The 20,067-nt window shown below is 47.0% G+C and carries 18 protein-coding genes and 1 riboswitch; of the genes, 16 read left to right on the forward strand and 2 right to left on the reverse strand.

The genetic code is table 11. From position 1 onward, the window contains the following. Window positions 1–27: 27 nt before the first annotated feature. The 16 genes from A372_RS0126105 (at window position 28) to A372_RS35630 (ending at window position 18,345) form a co-directional block, all read left to right on the forward strand. Window positions 28–801: a hypothetical protein gene (locus A372_RS0126105; protein ID WP_019423876.1), complete on the forward strand. Its 774-nt coding sequence runs from the start codon at window positions 28–30 to the stop codon at window positions 799–801. Further along, the gene (locus tag A372_RS0126110; RefSeq protein ID WP_019423877.1) at window positions 798–2,720 is read left to right on the forward strand and encodes an ATPase, T2SS/T4P/T4SS family; all 1,923 of its coding nucleotides are present in this window, start codon (window positions 798–800) and stop codon (window positions 2,718–2,720) included. Before A372_RS0126105 ends, A372_RS0126110 begins: the two co-directional genes overlap by 4 nt. After that, the gene (locus A372_RS0126115) at window positions 2,710–4,737 is read left to right on the forward strand and encodes a hypothetical protein (RefSeq protein WP_019423878.1); all 2,028 of its coding nucleotides are present in this window, start codon (window positions 2,710–2,712) and stop codon (window positions 4,735–4,737) included. Before A372_RS0126110 ends, A372_RS0126115 begins: the two co-directional genes overlap by 11 nt. A gap of 22 nt (window positions 4,738–4,759) precedes the next feature. Continuing rightward, window positions 4,760–5,230 carry a hypothetical protein gene (locus tag A372_RS0126120; RefSeq protein ID WP_019423879.1) on the forward strand — a complete coding sequence of 157 codons (471 nt, stop codon included), beginning with the start codon at window positions 4,760–4,762 and terminating at the stop codon, window positions 5,228–5,230. A gap of 60 nt (window positions 5,231–5,290) precedes the next feature. After that, window positions 5,291–5,668 carry a hypothetical protein gene (locus A372_RS0126125; protein ID WP_019423880.1) on the forward strand — a complete coding sequence of 126 codons (378 nt, stop codon included), beginning with the start codon at window positions 5,291–5,293 and terminating at the stop codon, window positions 5,666–5,668. A 12-nt stretch (window positions 5,669–5,680) separates the two neighbouring features. Beyond that, window positions 5,681–6,232: a hypothetical protein gene (locus A372_RS0126130; RefSeq protein ID WP_019423881.1), complete on the forward strand. Its 552-nt coding sequence runs from the start codon at window positions 5,681–5,683 to the stop codon at window positions 6,230–6,232. Continuing rightward, window positions 6,219–7,190: a hypothetical protein gene (locus A372_RS0126135; protein ID WP_019423882.1), complete on the forward strand. Its 972-nt coding sequence runs from the start codon at window positions 6,219–6,221 to the stop codon at window positions 7,188–7,190. Before A372_RS0126130 ends, A372_RS0126135 begins: the two co-directional genes overlap by 14 nt. 230 nt (window positions 7,191–7,420) lie before the next feature. Then, window positions 7,421–8,566, forward strand: coding sequence for a copper amine oxidase N-terminal domain-containing protein (locus tag A372_RS0126140; RefSeq protein WP_019423883.1), 1,146 nt, complete (start codon window positions 7,421–7,423; stop codon window positions 8,564–8,566). Window positions 8,567–8,580: 14 nt separating this feature from the next. Next, complete coding sequence (locus A372_RS35625; protein ID WP_026011301.1) at window positions 8,581–10,890, forward strand: DUF5704 domain-containing protein; 2,310 nt, start codon at window positions 8,581–8,583, stop codon at window positions 10,888–10,890. Window positions 10,891–11,528: 638 nt separating this feature from the next. Then, the gene (locus A372_RS0126150) at window positions 11,529–12,536 is read left to right on the forward strand and encodes a hypothetical protein (RefSeq protein ID WP_157259726.1); all 1,008 of its coding nucleotides are present in this window, start codon (window positions 11,529–11,531) and stop codon (window positions 12,534–12,536) included. Window positions 12,537–12,614: 78 nt separating this feature from the next. Beyond that, a riboswitch (TPP riboswitch) is annotated at window positions 12,615–12,720 on the forward strand. Window positions 12,721–13,055: 335 nt separating this feature from the next. Continuing rightward, window positions 13,056–13,691 (forward strand): thiamine phosphate synthase, encoded by a 636-nt coding sequence (locus A372_RS34765; protein WP_019423884.1) that lies wholly within the window; start codon window positions 13,056–13,058, stop codon window positions 13,689–13,691. Between the two features lie 29 nt (window positions 13,692–13,720). Beyond that, window positions 13,721–14,920, forward strand: coding sequence for a glycine oxidase ThiO (thiO, locus tag A372_RS34770; RefSeq protein ID WP_337484959.1), 1,200 nt, complete (start codon window positions 13,721–13,723; stop codon window positions 14,918–14,920). 15 nt (window positions 14,921–14,935) lie between these two features. Continuing rightward, on the forward strand, window positions 14,936–15,139 hold the full coding sequence (gene thiS / locus A372_RS0126170) for a sulfur carrier protein ThiS (protein ID WP_019423886.1): 204 nt from the start codon (window positions 14,936–14,938) through the stop codon (window positions 15,137–15,139). Continuing rightward, window positions 15,139–15,927, forward strand: coding sequence for a thiazole synthase (locus A372_RS0126175; RefSeq protein ID WP_019423887.1), 789 nt, complete (start codon window positions 15,139–15,141; stop codon window positions 15,925–15,927). The genes thiS and A372_RS0126175 overlap by 1 nt, the downstream gene beginning before the upstream one ends. Window positions 15,928–16,289: 362 nt before the next feature. Further along, window positions 16,290–17,504 (forward strand): chromate efflux transporter, encoded by a 1,215-nt coding sequence (gene chrA, locus A372_RS0126180; RefSeq protein WP_019423888.1) that lies wholly within the window; start codon window positions 16,290–16,292, stop codon window positions 17,502–17,504. 67 nt (window positions 17,505–17,571) lie between these two features. Beyond that, the gene (locus A372_RS35630; protein ID WP_019423889.1) at window positions 17,572–18,345 is read left to right on the forward strand and encodes a winged helix-turn-helix domain-containing protein; all 774 of its coding nucleotides are present in this window, start codon (window positions 17,572–17,574) and stop codon (window positions 18,343–18,345) included. Here the strand turns inward: A372_RS35630 and A372_RS35635 are convergent. Next, the gene (locus A372_RS35635; RefSeq protein WP_019423890.1) at window positions 18,342–18,992 is read right to left on the reverse strand and encodes a C40 family peptidase; all 651 of its coding nucleotides are present in this window, start codon (window positions 18,990–18,992) and stop codon (window positions 18,342–18,344) included. The two genes, A372_RS35630 and A372_RS35635, sit on opposite strands and share 4 nt — an antisense overlap. Before the next feature lie 181 nt (window positions 18,993–19,173). Next, entirely contained in the window at window positions 19,174–19,836 is a 663-nt protein-coding gene (locus A372_RS0126195; protein ID WP_019423891.1) for a thiamine diphosphokinase, read from the reverse strand. Window positions 19,837–20,067 lie beyond the last annotated feature (231 nt).

The raw sequence follows: 20,067 nt of genomic DNA on the forward strand, positions 1-20,067 counted from the left end.
GGAAGAGGCTTGTGCGGAGCCACAACGGTGACGGCATGTGTAGGGATGACCCTCGCATGGCAGCATAACGTGAACGTATTGCTCGTCCACATGAAGCAGAGGGGGCAGAGCGTAGAAGCGTTGTTCCCGTCCAGTGTAATATCGATGCCGGTTGCCGGCGCCTCATTACAGACTCCAAACGGATGGAGCTCTCTGCTTCGCTTATACGAGCACCGGCAGCTCGATGCCGATTTGTTCGTCAACTGCACCGTTCAGGTTATGCATCGTCTGGATATTATACCTGGCTTCGAAGGGGATGAAAGTAAGCTCAGGATCGACCTGATGTCCAGAGTAATGGAGATGGCCGGTAAGCATTATGACATCGTGTTGTGGGATATCGATGAGCAGGATGTGGCTGTTACGGAAATAGACAATGTAAACGCAGGTTTAGGTTTCGCTGGAACGCTCATCGTCCTGCCACAGGTTCGGCGATTGATAGAGGGCGTATTCCGGATGCAGAAAATGAATGCTTCAGCCTATGTGTTAGGCATGTACGATGCGGATGTGCGCTTGAATTCAGCTAATGTGCAACGAAAATATAAGCTAAGTACACCGTTGTTCACACTGCCTTATTCCACTGGATACCGCAACGCAGCCGATGAGGGAAGGCTGCTCGCATGGTTCATGCATCAATCGATGCAGCATGGGCGTGGGAAGCGCTCTTCATTTATCGCGGAGCAACAGCGCCTGTCCCAATTCATTATGGATGAATCGGGATTCCACCGCCAATCTGGCGCGAAAGGATGTGAATTGTCGGGATGAGTGGCACGGGATGGAATACGCTGCTTATCGTATTTCTGCTCATCGGATGTGCAATGTGGTTAGGCTGGCGGTTTCTTCGCAAATCCAATGCTGCACCTTTCGCAAAGCAGCTGCATGAATGGTCATGGGAGCGGCTCGATAATGTCATTAAACAAACATTTCTTGTATGGACGAATGACCTCGTCATGGACTTCTATACCGACGAGGAGGAGCACAAGCGAGAAATGCAACGGCGTCTTGCTCTGAAGAAATCGCTTCGCAGCTGCTGCAGTGGGGATCCTGCGGACAAGGAATATATTAAGGAATGGATTGTCGATATTGTAAGCAATCACATCAAGCTATCCCAAGAGGATGTTGAGCGGCTCATTCCTTTTGACGACCCGATCCGCTTGACATCTCATGATAAATTCGATTTACTGCTGTATTCCTTCAAACAGCGATATCAATATGATGCCCTGCATGAACTGATTCAGCGGTACAAATGGGACGATCTTAAAACAGTGACGATTGAATCGGACAAGGAATCAAGCTATGTCGTAACAGTAGAGGAACTGAACGACGCGTTTAGGCAGGAACGAATGCAGTTTCAGATGGCAGACCGATTACGTATCGTTGCGCAGCGGTTGTATCAGCGTTATAAAGGCTTTTCCGTTATTGATGAAATACGCGATATGCGCATAGACGGCGTGTCAGGGGGAGTTAACGGAGTGCCTGAGGATGCTATGAACCAGACCGGACGATTTGTTCATTCAAGCCGCATGGCGAAGGCAACTCAACGTCGCTCTGAAGAAACAGCAGAGGTTCCGATCCGCTCATGTGATAGCGTCTGGGTTTTTTACAAAGGGAAATCCATTCGGCTTGCGTTCCTCTCATTCGGCAATGAGGCCGAACTGAAGCGGGTATGCCAAAATATTTACAAATATCAATCGCCTGGACCGTTGACGGAAGCGGACGGATTTCGTGTCAATCATATGAAGGATGGCTCAAGGGTTGTCGTTTTGCGGCCGCCGTTCGCCGAATCATGGGCTTTTTTCGTACGCAAGTTCGACACGGAGTTCATCTCGTTAGAGCAATTGATTACGGACAGAAACGCGGACATACCAGTCACACTGCTCCAATATTTAATGAAGGGGGCACGTGTTACTTCGATTACCGGTGCACAAGGTTCCGGCAAGACGACGTTGTTAATGGCGTTAGTACGCGCTATTTATCCGTTCTATCCGCTTCGCGTGCAAGAACAGGCGTTTGAGCTTCATTTAAGACGTCTGTATCCGGAGCGCAACGTGCTTACTTTACGGGAAACCGAACGAATTACCGGTCAAGCCGGGCTCGATGTGCAGAAGAAGACGGATGGGGTCGTTCATATTTTAGGTGAAGTGGCTACGGATCCGGTGGCGGCTTGGATGATACAGATGGCACAAGTAGCCAGCTTATTTACTATTTTCACGCATCATGCCAAGACATTTCCGGACTTAGTGTTTTCTTTGCGCAACTCACTCTTGAAGACGGGCATGTTTCATAATGAATCTATTGCAGAGCAGCAGGTGACTGGCGTTATCCATTTCGATGTTCATTTAAGCCGCAATGCGGACGGCAAACGTTACATTGAACGAATTACGGAATGTATCCCTGTACGCATCACTGATGATGGAAGCAGTGACGTGGATACAGCCGAACAAATGCAGCCTGTAACGTGGGAACATTTTATCATGTCTTCAGAACGACTGCATCGCCAATCAGCTCGCACGCAACAATTCAAGTATCGAAACATTGTGGAGTACCAACATGGACGTTATTTCTTTGTGCATCCGATCTCCAAGCACCAGCAAGAAGCGATGGAGAAAGAAATGACAGCAGAAGATAAGCGTCGTTTCCGTGAGTGGATTGCTCGGGAAGGTGGGCTTCCGATTGCAGGCTAGTAACTGGATGATATGGGTTGCGGCGACTTCGATCATGATGTGGGTCTTACTGTGGGGGATTGGACAGCGTATAGCTCGATCACAAGCGTTGAGTCCATCTGTATCCGTACAACGTGGCTGGACAGATACAGTGAACTACTATAAGAAGAAGCTGCTGCGGCAATTCTATTATGTTGCCGGTCGAACGCCATTTTTAAAGCGTAAAGCAGCATCGCTTCGCCTGCAATTAGCCCCATTCTACTCCTACGACGAATGGCTCTTGCGGGAGAAGACGGCTGCAGTAATGCTAGGGAGCGGAATGACTGCTGCGCTGGCCGCCGCGATCTTTCTTTCTTTTGACCAGGATGTGTTGTCGTGGTTCATGCTGATTCTTATGCTGAGCGTGGCGGAGGGGCTATATCGCGATTACGTCATTCAACGAGCTGCATTCAAGCTGTTAAAGCTGGCCGCGGTCGCGTTTACGGATGTTAGGCATTCATACCATCGCCATCGCATGGTAGATGCTGCTTTGGAAGAAGCACTCGAACGCGCAGACCCGATGATAGAACCTCATCTGCAACGCCTCATTATTATGGTTCACGATCCCGATCCTGAAGCAGCGCTCGCTTCTTATGAGGAAGCGGCTCCTAACCGGTTTTTTAAGCTATTTGCCGGACTGTCGCGCTTAGTTGCAGAATATGGGGATCCGCCGCAAAAGGAAGGCTCTTCCTACTTGCTAGGGATATCGATGATCGTTCGTGAAATGCAACTGGAGTTGGTGATGCGTTCCAGACTGGAGTATTTGCTTGGTGGTTTGAAGGCGATAGCGGTAATTCCGATTTTGTTTACGGATCCGTTGGAGCAATGGGCCAAGTCCTATTTTCCTGCAATGGAATGGTTCTATAAGAGCAAGCTTGGTTGGCTGTTGCAGCTTACGGTGTTCTTGACAGTAATAGTCTGTCATCGCTTACTGCAGCAGTTGCAATGGCGGCACAAGTTGTTCAACCCGAGAGAACAGCGGAGGTGGACTTTGCAACTGTGGGAAATCAAGGGTGTAAGGTGGTTGTTGCGACGCTGGCTATCCCGGTGTAATCCAATACAAGTACGCAAGGTTCAGCGGCTGCTGGATGAAGCTAACGAGGTAATGCCCTTAGAGCATTTTTACGGTCGGCGTTTGTTGAACGCTTGTGTCACGGTTATCACAGGATTAGTACTGTTATTCATGCTTCAATCTCTATCGACGCAATGGTCATGGCATCATCTGCTGGATCGGGTTGTGCCGTTCGGTCTGTCTGCCGAAGATGCCAGGCGGTGGATGAATAACAATTCAACTGATGATCCAAATCTTTTAGTGATAGATACATGGAGTTCATCCTCCCTTACCGGTCGATCTGATTGGGATGAGCGCAGACGGAATGAAGTAAGCACTGCGTTTACTCGATATGCGGAACAAATACGCAATGCCCAGGTGAAATGGTGGGAATTCGCTCTAACTTTCCTAGCTGGAATGGCAGCTTATCATTATTCCATGCTGATGCTTCACATTCGTATTCGCATTCAGTATATAGACATGCGGACGGAGTTAAGCCAATTTCAATCACTGACTCTGCTGTTGCGTGCATTTGAGCGGATGACTGCAGAGCATGTCGTGGAATGGATGAGCCGCAGTTCTATGTTTTTTCGCCAAGCGTTGAGAACTTGTGTGATGAACTGGGAGAGTGGTCCAGAAATGGCATTGCAGCAATTGAAATCTGACGTGCCCTATCCCGATTTTGTCCGGTTTGTAGAGAAGCTAGAATTGGCACATGACCATATTCCGCTTCAGCAAGCATTCGATGATGTGGAGCAGGAATGGATGTACGAACAAGAAATGATGAAGCAGCATTATGAGAACAGCATTGAAATGAAAGCAAGCTGGGGACAGTGGTTCGGCTTTGCGCCGATGTATGCGCTCATATTTTTATATTTAGTTATCCCGCTTGTATGGATGAGCTCGGAGCAGATGCGCTCGTCCTTTGAACAAATTCGTCAATTATGAATGAGAAAGGGAGAATTGAATCATGAACAATGCTCAATCCGCTTTAAAAGTGGCGGCAGGAATATTTTTAACAATTGCTTTGATTACTATTGTGGTCCTGCTGTTCGTGTCTGCTCAGGAAGCGACGAAGACAGCTCAAAATGAATTCTCATCCATTCAAACAGAGTTAAGCAAAGCTTCGTTCACGGTATACGACAATACGATGGTCAGCGGTTCGCAGGTGATTAATGCAATCCGCAAGTTTTACATGCAGGATCAGTTCGGCATCCGTGTTGTTACCGGGAAAAATAAAGCGAGCAAAGGGGATGGTGTGTACTATGGGTATGAAGTTCTTGGGAACGGAACTATTTCCAGATCCGAACGGAACGAAAACATCGAGATAGCCCAGATGGAGTCACAGGACAGTTATGTGAACCCGAGCGGGAAATTCAAAGCAAAGGTCATTATCGACTCGAGCAATGTAACGCGAGGGATTGTGTTTGTGCAGCAATAAGCAGTAATCGGATAATGGGTGCCTTTGACATGGAGTCGCCCTTTTTATTTGGAGGCAAATATGGACAATGCACGAATTTTAATCGGTTTTTCTGCCGCTATCCTTTTTTTCATTGCAGCCTTATCGTTCTCGCTTCAGCTTGCTCATGATACCTCAGCTGCGATTGGACAAGCCGATGTTGAAAGCCAGCATAAAGATCGAAATTTGGATCAAACGCTTCGAATTGCGGATGTAGTGCAGCGAACGGGTGCTGAAGTCATCCATACGATACGATTGCTGCCGCAAACGCAGGTAGAGTTGCTCGTCGAAGGCATGGTCTACACACCGGAAATGGATGTAGAAGCATTGTCTCTACGAAGTATTCCACAGCAAAAGACCTATCACGCACAGGTGATCCGAAATGAAACGGGAGAAATCGTGCGAGTAATATATCAATAGGGGGGAGAGTGTGTGGTTAATGCACTGCTGAAGCTTCTAGCCACCCTGTTAGGCATACTGTTGCTGTTTATCTTTCCTCTATTGGAGTCTTTTCAGAGACAAGATGAAATATCAACGATGTATGTCATGAAGAGCACCCATCAGTTTGTCGATGCGGTAAGGGACAAGGGCGTCGTTACGCCAGAGATGTGGAACCGGTTCGCGATGGAAATCGAACTAACGGGGAATATGTTCGACGTAGACATGATTCATTATGAAAAGAAATATGACCCTGTTTACGAGGACCCTGTGCAGCAGAATACGTTCAAGTCCGACTTTTTGGTACATTACCGGCTCAACAACAAAGCGTTGATTATGAAGACTCTATTTCCCTATCTTGCTCAACCGATCGATGCGCCAAATCGACGGTATAAGCTAAAGATTGGAGACTACTTTAGTGTCACGGTAAAAAATACGAATCGGACGCAAGCGACCGTTCTGTTGGACTGGTTAAGTCAATCCTTTGCGCCGACGGAGAAGATTGTCGTTCCTGTAGGGGGGCTGGTTCGAAATGAAGATTATTAAATTTCCCATCCTGTTCGTGTTGATTATGTTACCCTTCTTTTGGATTAATCGCTTGCATGCGCAAGAACAAATGTTCAAGCTTCATACCGAATCCCAGTACAATCAAGTGCTAGACAATGCTGTGAATGATGCGGCGTTCGCCTTGAACACTTCCGCGATCTGGAAGGAGACGGAGGAAGGGTATGAGTCACATAAGCGATTGGAGCTGCGCAAAGCGGATGCGATTCAAGCTTTCTTTAATACGCTTTATGTTAACTTCGAGCTATTCGCTGATCCGATGGGACAAAATCTATTAAAGCATTACATTCCGGTTATTGCGGTCATCGGGTATGACGGATTTGATATATATGCAGAAGAAGAGTACGTGGACCCGAAGGGGGGAGTGAGACTCCAACATGTATGGAAACCGACAGTTCCTTATGCGTATACCGATGAAGAAGGCAATGTATTCTCATTTACGTTGGACGATTTTGTTGTTATCTATCAGCCAGGTGCAAATCAATGGATAGAAGGATTTCAACGTGAATTAAAAACGATTTCTGCCATTTCATTGCTGCAGAATGATGCTCGATTTGATGCTGTTCGCCGGACAACGATTGTGAATGCGATCCAACATGAACTGGAATATGCCATAAATAAGCATAATGAATGGGCTGCCCGCAATGGGGTGTCCTACACGTTTACGTTGCCCACCATTTCCAACGAAGAATGGAATAATACGATTGATGATGTGGGTGTTCTCGCATTTGTGCAGGGACTTCCTATAGGGCATGGCACATATAACAATTACGCGCTTGGAGGCTCGCGTCTCTTAAAGCGAGATGTGTATTATGGCACGATGATAAATGACATTAAATATGCATTTCCGAGTCGTTGTGCTCCAGATTATATAGAAGAGACATTCTCTAATGAGAAGGAAGCAGCCCGTAATGGATATTTTTTGAAAGTATGCAATTAGATACATTGTTTCAAATTAAAAAATAAGGTAAATTTTGGAGAGTGATATATCGATATTAAACTATTCAAGTGTCGGAAGGGGGAGATGCGTACAAAAATAAGAAAATCCAAAAGCTTCAATATATAACGTCATCTCACAGCTTGGTGATAGCTTGAAGATGAGCGTGTATGTATGAAGGCTAATTCGATCTGAGATGGACAAAAAATGAGAGAACTGAGAGGGAATCGAACATGAAAAAGATAGTTTCATTCGTGATTGCAGGGACAATGGCTATTGGCTCATTTCCGGGCCTAATTTCGACTGCATCAGCGCTCAAATACGATGCTACCCAACGTGCTCTTGAAATTGTACTAGATGGGAACAAGATTCCATTCCAAGAAGTTCGACCGATGATGGACGCTAACAACCGTACGTTGGTCCCGTTGCGTATCGTGTCTGAAAATCTTGGCGCCAAAGTGAAATGGGATGGGAAAAGCAAGAAAGCGATGATTCAAAAAGGAGATGCCCGGATCGAAATGAAGGTGAATGATTCGACCGCGTACATCAACGGAGAAGCCACAACGTTTGACAGTCAAATGGTGATGATCGGATCCAGCACCTTCGTTCCTCTTCGATTTGTCAGCGAAGCGTTTGGAACCGAGGTCGAGTTCGATAAGGGGGCTTACTATGTTTATGTTAAAACGCCGGGATTTGAGAAAGCGGATGTGAAGCTGGACGAGTACGGCCGCGAAATCCGAACGACGAATTTACCGAAGAATCATAAGGATTTCCCGTATATTTTGAAGGATATTCCGAATGAAATGTATGAAGTTCCTCTGCATATTGAAAAGGGCGAAGAAGATAAATTTATGAATCCATTGAAATTATTAAGTGAGCCACATATAAATCGAGTAAATGTAGATGCTTGGAAGGAGAAAATAGAAGAGTATTATGGCTTAGTTTTGAATGTGGATTATAAAAACATTGAGTACAATTGGGCAAAGCAGGTTCGAAATTATGAAAATATGCTTGGTGGGGACGGAGAAATGAAAGCATACGTGGACTGGGTAAAGAGAAATAAAATCAAGGTAGAAGGTTCGTTGTTAGCTGAACCAAGCCTTGTTTATGACGATGGTTTGCACTACAGAATGAGAACAAAATATAAGTTTCGTATTACCAATTTTGATAGGTACAAGGATCTGATTTATGATAGCAGCTTTCATTTAGAGAAGAATAATAATGGAAAGTTGCTGAGATATGAAAAAGATGTATGGTACGAAGGATATGCTGATATTCCTCTCGGATCAAATATTAATGGTGCTCATTATACACCTAATTTAATGTTAAGTACTCCAAGTCTGTTTTTAGATAATGCTGTTGTTAAAGCTAGTAAATAGTGAGGTTCACTAGAATGAAAAAATGGTGCGGTCTCATATTTCTTATCTTATTTCTTTTTAATTGTCTATCACCTATAACATTCGCGAAAGATACGATAGAGGTTAAAGACGGAGAGATTATTTTTTTTACAGAAAGCCAAAAAGCAGCAACGAATATCAAGTATCGCACTACCGGATTTATGATACATCGGGAACCTCGATGTGAACCTGGCAAAGCACAATGTGACCCACGTTCTAAAGGCCCAGTGGGCATTATCGACCGGCTTGAACAAGTCGATGAAAAAGATCTTGGCAACGGGGTGTTAAGAACAAAATTTAAAGTTCCGGAGGAGGTTGCCTCTAAAGCATTAGGTGAAGCAGGTCTAGAAGAAATTCGTGAAGGTGACACGATATACATTTCTTCTATTTTTGACGTGTTACATTGGGGAATACCGACAGGGGTAAGATATTATGACTTACAGGGTATTAAAAAGGCGGAAACGTGGGCGAACGATAGAGAATTTGGCCAATTTTATGATATTCAAGTAAAATACTCTTCTTTTTTTCCGTCATACTCCATAATTAAATTATCTAATGGCTCGGAAATCAATCGTAAAAAGATTGAAAATCAGAGTCTGCCAATTCATTTAAACTGGCCTGTCGGCTCGACTATCTCACATACATTTGAGAAAGAAATAGACCATAACGGGAAGAAGTACAAAATATATAAATCATACATACAAGGTGCTCGTAAGCCGAACGAACAAAGGTTCCAGCAGGACGGCGATCCGGATACGAATCCGCGGCTGACACAAAGGAATTACACGGTTAGCCTCGGAGGGACGAATGTGGTTGCCGTTTATAAAGAGTTTGGAGGTCCTCCACAAGACCCAAATCCAGATCCCGATCCGAAGCCCGATCCTAATGGACGTTGTACAGCTCCTACACGAGGTACACCGATAGAGGCGAAAACGATGGTTCCAAAGGTATCGGCAAAGATTTTGGCGGACAACCGAGGAAATGAACGCTTCGACGTATCTAGGGGCATTCCAACATCAGAGGCGCTTTACGCAAATGCAGTTGCTCTTAATTATTTGTTCCAGAACAAGTTTGTTCCAATGAGTGGGATTTGCACCTATGAAGTTCCTGTTACGAAGACGTTCACGAAAACATGGACCGAATCCACTAAAGGGCCTGATGGAAAAACAAATTCGGAAGAAATGGAAGAGGAAGAAACGGTAAGTGAAACTATCACGGTGAAGCGCCCATATTCATACTGGGTCATTGACAACTTGGAAGTGTATAAAATCCGTCAAGCCGAGCTGCGAAATGAAGCATTGCCTAATAGCAGCGTTATATTGGAACCAACGGGATATACTCCACCTGACTTCGAGGTAGCTCGAAATGGAGGGGTTGCAGGCGAACCGCACCCTCGCTCTATCACTCTACCGCCGCAAACGGTAGGGAAGAATTTGCCGACTTACTCTGGAGCGTTCAAGTCGGCAGCGGAGCAAGCAATTGGGAAGGTAAAGGTACGCAACGATTCGCTCATTTTCAAGGGGAACACGGTAATGAATGGAGATGTGACGGACGAGCGTGGCCCCACGCCAGGCTCGATACCGCTGCCGTTTCTAATCAATGAGAACGTGTTGTATAAGGATCGCCAACTGATTGAGAGTCATAAGGCTAACGCGAAGGATGTGTCGAGCACGGGCACGATCTATTACGACCTCTTACCGAACAATATCAATGGCGGTTCCGATCGGCAGTTCCCGATAAACGGTATGAACACGATTACGATACATACCCCAGTCTTATTATATGCGATGGCATCCGATGATAGAGAGCATAATCAAAAAACGAAACCGAATCTGAATCGCTCGTCTTTCATTTTGGATCGGCCGTTCACAGTATACATGCCGACAACTGGAAAACATCGAGACATACCGGGATATGGGGAGCGGGATTTCCAGAAGTATTTTCGATCAAAAGAAGTCAAATTCCCATTTGACGCATACAGTGCGGATCGATCGCAGTTCTTTCCGAAAAGCACATGGATAAGTATTTCAGTTTCACAAGAACGAGCAGATTTTTTCCTGCCGGTATGGGTGGACGAGGGAGACTATACTATTGAATTCCGATCAACAGCAGAGAACGCGCCATCTGACGCAACGGCTCAACGAAATGCGAATCTAGATCTAGCGCACCATCGAGCTGCGGACATGATTCCGATCGAAGTGATCGGTCGTCTATATGATTTTAAAATTACCGACATCAGCGATTTCAATTGGGGTGCGACAAGTTCTGCTATAAGCGTAGCATTTAAGCGAAAGGCAGGGGTTTAGCAATCAAACCTAACTTTGTAACTGAGGATGGGAATGAGGGAACCATGTACACCAACACCATCCCGCGAATACTCCTGCGCGCGCTGTAATAGACAGGTTACAGGGTGTGAAGCACAGGTAGAGTCGGCAGAACGAAGGCTAGAGCCACTTGGTTAGAGAAGGTATGCCAACGGATATGCCGGGCGGCTGAAAAATTGACTATGGTGAGGATGTTCAGACCGAACTGACGAACTGCTGAATGTACGGGTCTAGATGAGAACGATATGGAAACATATAGGCTAACTATACGTTAGCGTGGGTGGCGAAAAGTACAAATCCCAGTTAGGAAATTCGCTATGCCGAACAAGGGCGGTATCCAACCCACAGGCTCATAGGCAGCACCTAAGGTCAGCATGGATAGCTAAGTTACAAGGCACTTGGAAAGCAAGGAACGTCGCAATAAGGGCTGTCACCCTAGGCGGTTGCTATAAGGCGTAAGCTGAAATGAATTTATCCTTGTGAGGGTAGGGGAACGACTGATGAAATATCTGTAATGGGTATGGAGGAACAGCCCTAAGTCTACTCTTGAATGGCCGATCATGTTCCGCTGCGAGTAGATGGGGCGCCGTATGAGTTGAAAGACTCACGTACGGTGCAGAGTGGGGGAAAAGCCGGAGATTGCATCAAACGCTTACCTATCACTACAAGCGGTATTTCGTAAGCAAAAAGGGAATAAGGAACATACGGGTGCGTACTACTGGGTAGGTGATCGCAATATCGATGGGGATCCAAGAGGGAGTGGGGTTCCGCACGTGCTGCCGGTGCGCCAAGGAAGCCATTCGAATTCAGGCTATAAAAATATCGCAATAAAGACGGGATATCATTTCAAGTTTGACTTAAAGACAAAAGGGAATATGTTCGGGCCACAGGACAGTATTCGAATCCAACCGAGTTTCTACTTCATGGACAAGGACGGCAAGAAACGGCAAAAAGTGAACGTCTACTATCATACGGAACAGCGGAGATTTGTGAAAATTGGGTCGCAACACGATACCGTTAAGCGCAATGTTGTACTGGACGCCCGATTGCGCAACATGGATGCACAATCCATTGTCGACACAGCCGCAGCCTATTACAACCTGCACGAAAGTCAGATGACAAAGAGCCAACAGGTCTTCATTAGGGAATGGGTGCAGCGGGCCAAGAAGGAAACTAATATTGGCGGATACCATTTGATTGGTTTGCCGAAAGAGCTGCGCACTTTTCTGGGACCGCTCGCCATTCCGCAAGGAGTCAATCCGTCACGAGCCTTCGCGTCGATTCAGCAATGGTACGGTGAGTATAACTTGCCATCCAAATTATATATCGTGCCGGAAGGTTATGATCTGAGCCGTCAGTTTCATTTTGATGACAAAGCTCCGTTCTTCTTACGGAACGGTTATCTGATAGTCAACTTTAACATCGAGACCATCCGGAATGGAGAGTTGAATCTTCCGCACCTGCAATATATTGATGCTCCATTAACGAATCAATGGAAGCGTGAAGGTTTTAACTATGAATTTACAGATCCTTATGGAATCACATTCCGCCTTCTTGACGGAGACGTGTTATTCTATCATGCGGACCGAGCTTCTACAGATGATTTCGGAGTAACGGGAACACATTAAGGACATAAAGGAAGAAGTTCTTTCCAATTGTTTTGTTTCATGTTACACTAACGTTGCATTGCACATCATGAATATTGCATCCATCACTAGGGGTGCCGTGATTCGGCTGAGATGAAGCGCAGGCTTCGGACCCTAAACACCTGATCTGGGTTATACCAGCGTAGGGAAGTGTGGATTGATTGGGTCATCCTTGCTCATGACTGGTTACATAAGGCTTGAGAATCGTGTAAGTCTTGGCTTGCTCAGCAGTAGATATATGCTAGAGGTGCTATTGCAGCACAATGCGCGATTTTTTGTTCGCGGCATTCTCTGGAGGATATATTGTTTTTGAATGCTTGGCATGGCACATGAACACGCACGCATTTCTCCTTTCACCGGTACATCTAGCTCGGTTCCTACTTTCAATCAAAGCCACTCTCTACGGGAGAGTGGCTTTTTATTTTGTCCTCGTGACGGATGGATGCTTGCAGCACGTTAGCGATGCTCAGTCAATATCCGATCAAGAAAGGATAATTTCCTATGATAATCCCGTGGTTGCATGCGGTTACACCCGAATGCGAGTCCCTTCTGGAATGTGTCCAGATCGCGGTAGACATACATCCTTATGTCGATGCCATCCATGTTAGGCAGAAGCAGTGGACCGCGCGCATGATGTGGGACGCAGTAGAGCAGTATCGGGAAGCGGGGATTCCTCAGCATAAACTCATTGTCAACGACCGCGTGGATGTGGCTGCCGCTGCGAATTTGCGTGGCGTACAGCTGGCATACCATAGCCTGCCCCCGAATGCGGTGCGCGCCGCGTTTGCTCAGCTTCTGATGGGTGTCTCCGTGCATGACGAACGAGAAGCAAGGCAAGCAGAACAGCAAGGCGCCGATTATATCATCTATGGTCATGTCTTCCCAACAGCATGCAAGCCAGGACGGGAGCCAAAAGGGGAGGAAGCACTGAGGCGCTGCAGACAAGCGATTACGATTCCCATCGTAGCCATCGGTGGAATTACTTATGACAATATCGGAAAGGTGATCTCGGCTGGTGCTTCTGGTGTGGCGGTCATGTCCGGCATCTGGCATGACGAGCATCCTGCACTATCTGCTCGACGGTATAGAGAATCATTAATGGCTGCCGTTCAAGGCACTTCAATGCTTCGGTCATAGAGAGATACACATTTGTCCACCATTACATTGTGCGGGAGGAGAAAAAAATGTCTTATACCACTCACCAGTCGCAGACAACGGATATGCTTATTGTCGGTGGCGGCGTCATTGGTTGTGCTATCGCATACGAACTGTCCAAGCGAGGTCTGCAAGTCACTCTGCTGGAGCGCGGCCGTCTTGGGCTTGGCACGACATGTACAGCAGCGGGCATGCTGGCACCTGTCGCAGAACGGTTCAAACATAAGGGCCTCGGATCATTTGCTCGTCTAAGCCTAGATTATTTCTCTATATGGGCAGAAGAACTGTGGGAGCAGTCGCACGTTGATATTGAGCTTCGCAAGAGAGGACTGTTCATTCCTGTTGGTTCTGCTGAAGACGTGCAAGACATTCAGAATGAGTTGCAGCAGACCAATACATATTCGAATGAAGGTGGTATCGATTCAGGTGGCATCCGATGGCATCCTTCGTCACAAATGATGAAGATGGAACCGAGGTTGAGCTCTGAACTGCAGGGAGCTTTCTTCCTTACAGATGAGGGGCACGTCTCACCAACGAAATTGACATTTGCACTCGCAAGAAGTGCGGAGCGTTACGGAGCCAGAATAGTGGAAAGCCAGACAGTTACCCATATTCTACACAAGAGCGGCCGAGTCATTGGGGTGGAAACGTTAGGCCAGAGTTGGCATGCGGGCGCCGTCATTATTTGTTCCGGCTTGGAAAGCGGTATGTTGACGAGAGATTTGGGCGTTGATCTTACTTTTTATCCGGTGCAAGGGGAGCTTGCTGTCGTACGCTCTCATGCTTTACAGATGGAGTCAGTTGTTTATGGAAACGGAACTTATATCGTACCTAAAAGCGAAGGGAACATCTATATCGGTGCTACATCTCACGCGATGCGGTATGACCGGACCGTGAAGGTGGGAGCGATACAGCGGCTTATAAGTCAAGCCACTTGTCTTGTTCCTGCATTGGCAGAAGCGGAATGGATACAAGCTTGGGCTGGTCTGCGTCCGGCTACAACAGACGGACTGCCTTTCATCGGACCTGTGAAAGGATACGATGGCCTGTGGCTTGCTGCAGGACATTACCGCAATGGAATATTGCTCAGCGCCGCGACTGGGATCGGGTTGGCGCAATGGATAACGGACGGAGTTCAGCAGATGCCTTGGCCGGTGATGACACATTTTGCTCCGCAACGCGCCCAGGTTCGGGCCTTGGAATTTAGCTAAGGAGGCGTTACGCATATGCAGATTACTGTGAATGGTGAAGTAATGGAATTGCCTGAGATGACAATGACGGTACAGCATCTGCTCGCTCATCTTCAGATGGAGAACCGGATCGTCGTGGTGGAGTTGAATCAGAGCATCGTGCATAAGTCGGACCATGCCAAGACGGGCTTGGCGAACGGAGACCGCGTGGAAATCGTACATTTTGTAGGAGGGGGATAATGATGAATTCTGATGAGTCGAAATCGTTATGTATCGGTCCCTATCGTTTTCAGTCCCGTTTGCTGCTTGGCACGGGGAAGTACCCTAATTTTGACATCCAGCGCAAGGCGGCTGAAGTGTCGGAGGCAAATATTTTAACATTTGCTGTGCGAAGAATGAACGTGTACGATCCGGCACAACCGAACTTTCTCGAACAGTTGGATTTGAACCGATATACGCTGCTGCCGAATACAGCAGGGGCCGAGAACGCAGAAGAAGCGGTCCGCATTGCTCGCTTGGCCAAAGCATCTGGCTTATGCGACATGATTAAGGTCGAAGTAATCGGGGATTGGAAGACGCTGCTTCCCGATCCAATCGAAACCTACAAAGCTTGCGAACTATTGCTGCAAGAAGACTTTATTGTGCTTCCGTATATTTCGGATGATGTCATTCTTGCTAAGAGGCTCGAAAAATTAGGCGTCCATGCAGTTATGCCAGGGGCCTCTCCGATTGGCTCGGGTCTTGGCTTGGTAAACTCGCTTCATTTATCTTTCATCATTGAACAATCTGAAATTCCGGTTATCGTGGATGCAGGAATCGGTACACCCGGAGATGCGGCGAAAGCAATGGAACTGGGGGCAGACGGAGTTCTGCTCAACACAGCTGTAGCAGGAGCAGGCGATCCGGTAAAGATGGCCGCGGCGATGAAACTGGCGATTGAAGCGGGTCGAATGGGGTATGAAGCGGGTCGAATTCCGATGAAACGCTATGCTACAGCGAGCAGCCCGTTGGAAGGTATGATTCGATGAGCGCTGCGGGCGTCGCGATTGCTTCACAGAAAATGTGCATGATGGCAAGCTTGAAGATTGTGTAAAGATATTGCTTTCATCTGGAATAACATGCTATGAATTTAGAGAGTAAGCATCTGACTCCAGCTTGATGGCGGCGGAACGTCTTCGGCTTGCACATCGTCTTGCGGCGGCTAGTCGTCAAGCGTAGGTTTCATTTATCGTGAACGATGTTATGGAGCTGGTGTTAGAGGTTGGTTGGGGCAGACGGTATCGCGGTTATCCATGCGGTTGTGGAAAGGGCTGACATAAGGCAAACGGCAGTGAAGTTCCGTCTAGAGCTGGATCGATGCAACTAATTTGTACATCATGGGAGGCTTGTCATGCCGAGTGCATCGAGACGCGTATGGGATACGTTTGTGGCGGCATTACATTTAGGACTGACGTCCTTCGGAGGTCCGATCGCGCATATTGGGTATTTTCGCAAAAAGTATGTAGAACAATTACGTTGGATCAATGACAATCAATTCGCCGAATTGAATGCGCTGTGTCAGATGCTGCCGGGTCCTTCCAGCAGTCAGCTTGGCATTGGCATCGGTATGATCCGGGCCGGCTGGTTAGGCGGCATTGCGGCTTGGCTCGGCTTTACTATGCCTTCCGCATGCTTGCTGATTGCATTCGCTCTCGGCCTAGGCTGGCTTCCTGACGATATGCCGGGCTGGCTTCAAGGCTTGAAGCTGGTCGCGGTGCCGATTATTTTTCAAGCGCTATGGGGGATGTCGAAGCAGCTGACACCAGATCCGGCACGAGTCACGATTGCCATTGCCGCAGCAGCGGGGGCGTTGTTTGTTCCGGGAATGTACGGACAACTGGCGATTATCTTGATATCTCTCATCGTTGGAGTGCTTCTGTTCAGAAAGCATGATGACAACGGACAGCAAGAGATCGCAGCAACTCCATCGCAAGCGACTGAGCCTGACAATCATTTACACCGGACGGCTGCACTGTTTTTGCTTGCCGCATTCTCTGGGCTATTTCTCGTATTGCCATGGCTAAAAACAGCTTCATTCCAAGTCATTACTCAACTGACCGACATGATGTACCGCACAGGCTCCTTAGTATTCGGCGGCGGTCATGTTGTGCTGCCGCTGCTCAAAGAAGAATTGGCGCATGCGGGATGGCTTAATAAGTCCATCCTTCTGGCGGGCTATGGAGCGGCTCAAGCCGTTCCCGGGCCATTATTTACTTTCGCCGCTTTTATCGGCGCATCATTAGCGCCGGGCTGGCTAGGAATTGGATATGCGTGCATTGCAACTTTATTTATATTTCTCCCGTCGTATTTATTAATAGGCGCAACGCTGCCGTACTTGGATCGCCTGCGGCAGTGGCGCGTTGTTCGTGCAGCGCTTAAAGGCGTGAATGCCGCCGTCGTCGGATTGCTGCTGGCCGCGCTGTACAATCCGGTATGGATTACATCTGTGCACGGCCCCGTACACTTTACCATCATTTTGATTGGCACGTTATTATTGATAACTTGGAAGCTCCCGCCTTGGGTCGTCGTGCTCATGTGTGCGATTTTAGGGGGATTGATGCTTTAAGTTGGGGGAGTTAGGGACAGAATGAGGATATAGAGAAATTATATAATTCCTTTACTGAGGTCAGCAAATGTCTAAATCCTACATTCTCATTCATGTTCACCCCGGCAACTCGTATACGAACCATATTCAGACGTGGTTTCAACAATGGATGGACGGACCGATAGAACAATTGCTATGTGACGAATGGCAGTGGGCTGTCATTCAAGAGGCGCTGCGGGAAAGGCTGCAGGAGACACTTCGAACTCATTCTCACCTTAAATATGTCGCGATCGCGTTAAGCTTGGATAAGTATACAGATAATGATGAGGGACTTCTTGAGATTCCTCCGCAGCTTCAAGCGCTCTTCACGATGGAGGTTCATTATGTAAAAGGGGCCGTTATTCTGATAGTGCCCAATGCGGTGCCCGCCGGAATCTACGCTGCTTTACAGCATGGATATAATGATATTATTCGTTTTCCGTGCCCGGTTGAGGAGTGGGATGCACGCATAGGGCGGGCTTTTAGCACAGAGCTGAAACAAGAGACCAATCAAGTCATTGCAATCGGTGATCTATCCATTGATATAGAGCGCAAACGAGTAACCAGGGGAGAGCAACCCGTACCTTTAACTCCAAAGGAATACGAATTGCTCTTATATATGGCATTGCGGACGAACCGCATTTGTTCTCGTGAGGAATTGCTGCGCGAAGTGTGGCATATGGCCTTTGACGCGCAAACCAATATCGTTGAAGTGTATATTAACTATTTGCGCCGCAAGATTGATCGCGGACACGGCTGGAAATTCATTCGTACGGTGCGGGGGCATGGATATCGCATGGAAAGCCCCGAAGCAACAATCTAGCTTGCTTTAATAGGTGTGTCGGAACGCTGCATGGAAGTCTTCGCACGTGCAATAATATCGTCGTTCAGAATTCTTCGTGCCGTAACGTACGTATCATCCCAATCCTTCAAATCAGAGTAAGTGACACCGGGTTTACCGAATGTATGCAAAATTTTCCCGTTTCCGGCATACATGGCGACGTGGGCAATTTTTCCTTTACCGCGTCTTCCGGTTGCAAAAAAGAGCAAATCTCCTTTTTTTAGTTCGCTGCGCTGCACTTTTTTTCCTACGGTAGCCTGTTCATAAGAGGCGCGCGGCAAGTCAATTCCTTGCTTCATGTACAGAAAGTGCATAAAGGACGAGCAATCAAATACTTTTGTCGTTTCAGTAGAAGCGCCAAATTTATATTTTACACCCAAATAATTATCACCGAGATTAATCATCTTCGCAGCAATTGTATTAGTAGTTGTCGTATTGTTTGAACCATTATCGTATCCGTCATTTGGATAAAGCTCAAATCCATCCCAGTAGGAGGATGCATTCGTGTTCGTTGCGGCAGGTGCGGCTTCAATACGGGGAGCATTGTAAGCGCTCACCCCACTGAGCAGAGTGGCGATAGACATGATCGCAATAAGGCGCGTCCAACGTTTAGTAGTGGATTTTGTCATGAGTGTCAATCCCTCCGTATACGTTTTTGATTACATCCAGAGTATAGCAGAGGATATATAACCAAACCCACCCCCTAAAATTTAACTCCATAAAATAAAGTAAGGCTCCATCAATGTGTAAGCGATTACATTAAAGTTAGATGAGAAATGACAATTTGTAACCATTAAAAAACCGCGAAAGCTAATCGCGGCTGCACATGACGAGCAAATACCCGTCTGTAACGGTAATTGTAACTTCTTCATTAACAAATTCATTGCTTATTCCAAGTGATTGGCCGATCTGCAAGGTTGCATTCGTAAGAGGGTATGCGAAGCCTTCCAATGTGATGCCGGTGACAACGCTGCTGAGCGGTAATAAAGAGATGTAGGGAAAGGGCTGGCGCGTCAATGTAAGAGCTGAGTTAGTTATCATAATTAAATTGTGGTCATCTACAATTCGGCAGGCTACTCCGGCGTCAAGAGCTTTGCGCAGCAGGTGGATATTGGCCAATGTATGATCCAGGCGAGTTCCGGTAACGCCACACAGCGTAATTTGCTCGGGAAGCCACTCAAGTGCGATGTTAAAGGCGAGCTCCGTGTCCGTGTAATCCTTGTCAACGGCATCAAAATCGATATACTGTCGACTTTGTTCTCGAATCCATATGCGCTCATTTTCCTGAACGGAGTCAAAATCGCCTACCGCCAGGTCAGGCTGAATGTGATGTTGAATGAGAAACAGCGCGCCTCGATCGGCGCCGATTACATAATCGGCCGTCTCAAGCAGAGTTAGCATGGAATCGCCTAATTGCCCCCCGGCATAAATGATGACCTGCGAAGGCCGTGGCTCAGGTGTATGTATCAACATGTTTCGTAACCGTCCTTTTCTCAAAAGCATAAATAATGGTTCACTATAATCAATACATCGCTTCTAAACATTACAATATTAAGTATAGCGGATTTTTGCAACACCACCAATGACATGATGTCGATTTAAATAGAAATTTGCCAAAGGAAGCTGACGTGCCGTAAAGTATAGGTGCGTGTTCAAAAAGGGATTTTAGAATAACCTCTATTAAGATATATTGATATAAGGAGG

Source organism: Paenibacillus sp. OSY-SE, from assembly GCF_000283315.1.
GTDB lineage: Bacteria > Bacillota > Bacilli > Paenibacillales > Paenibacillaceae > Paenibacillus_B > Paenibacillus_B profundus.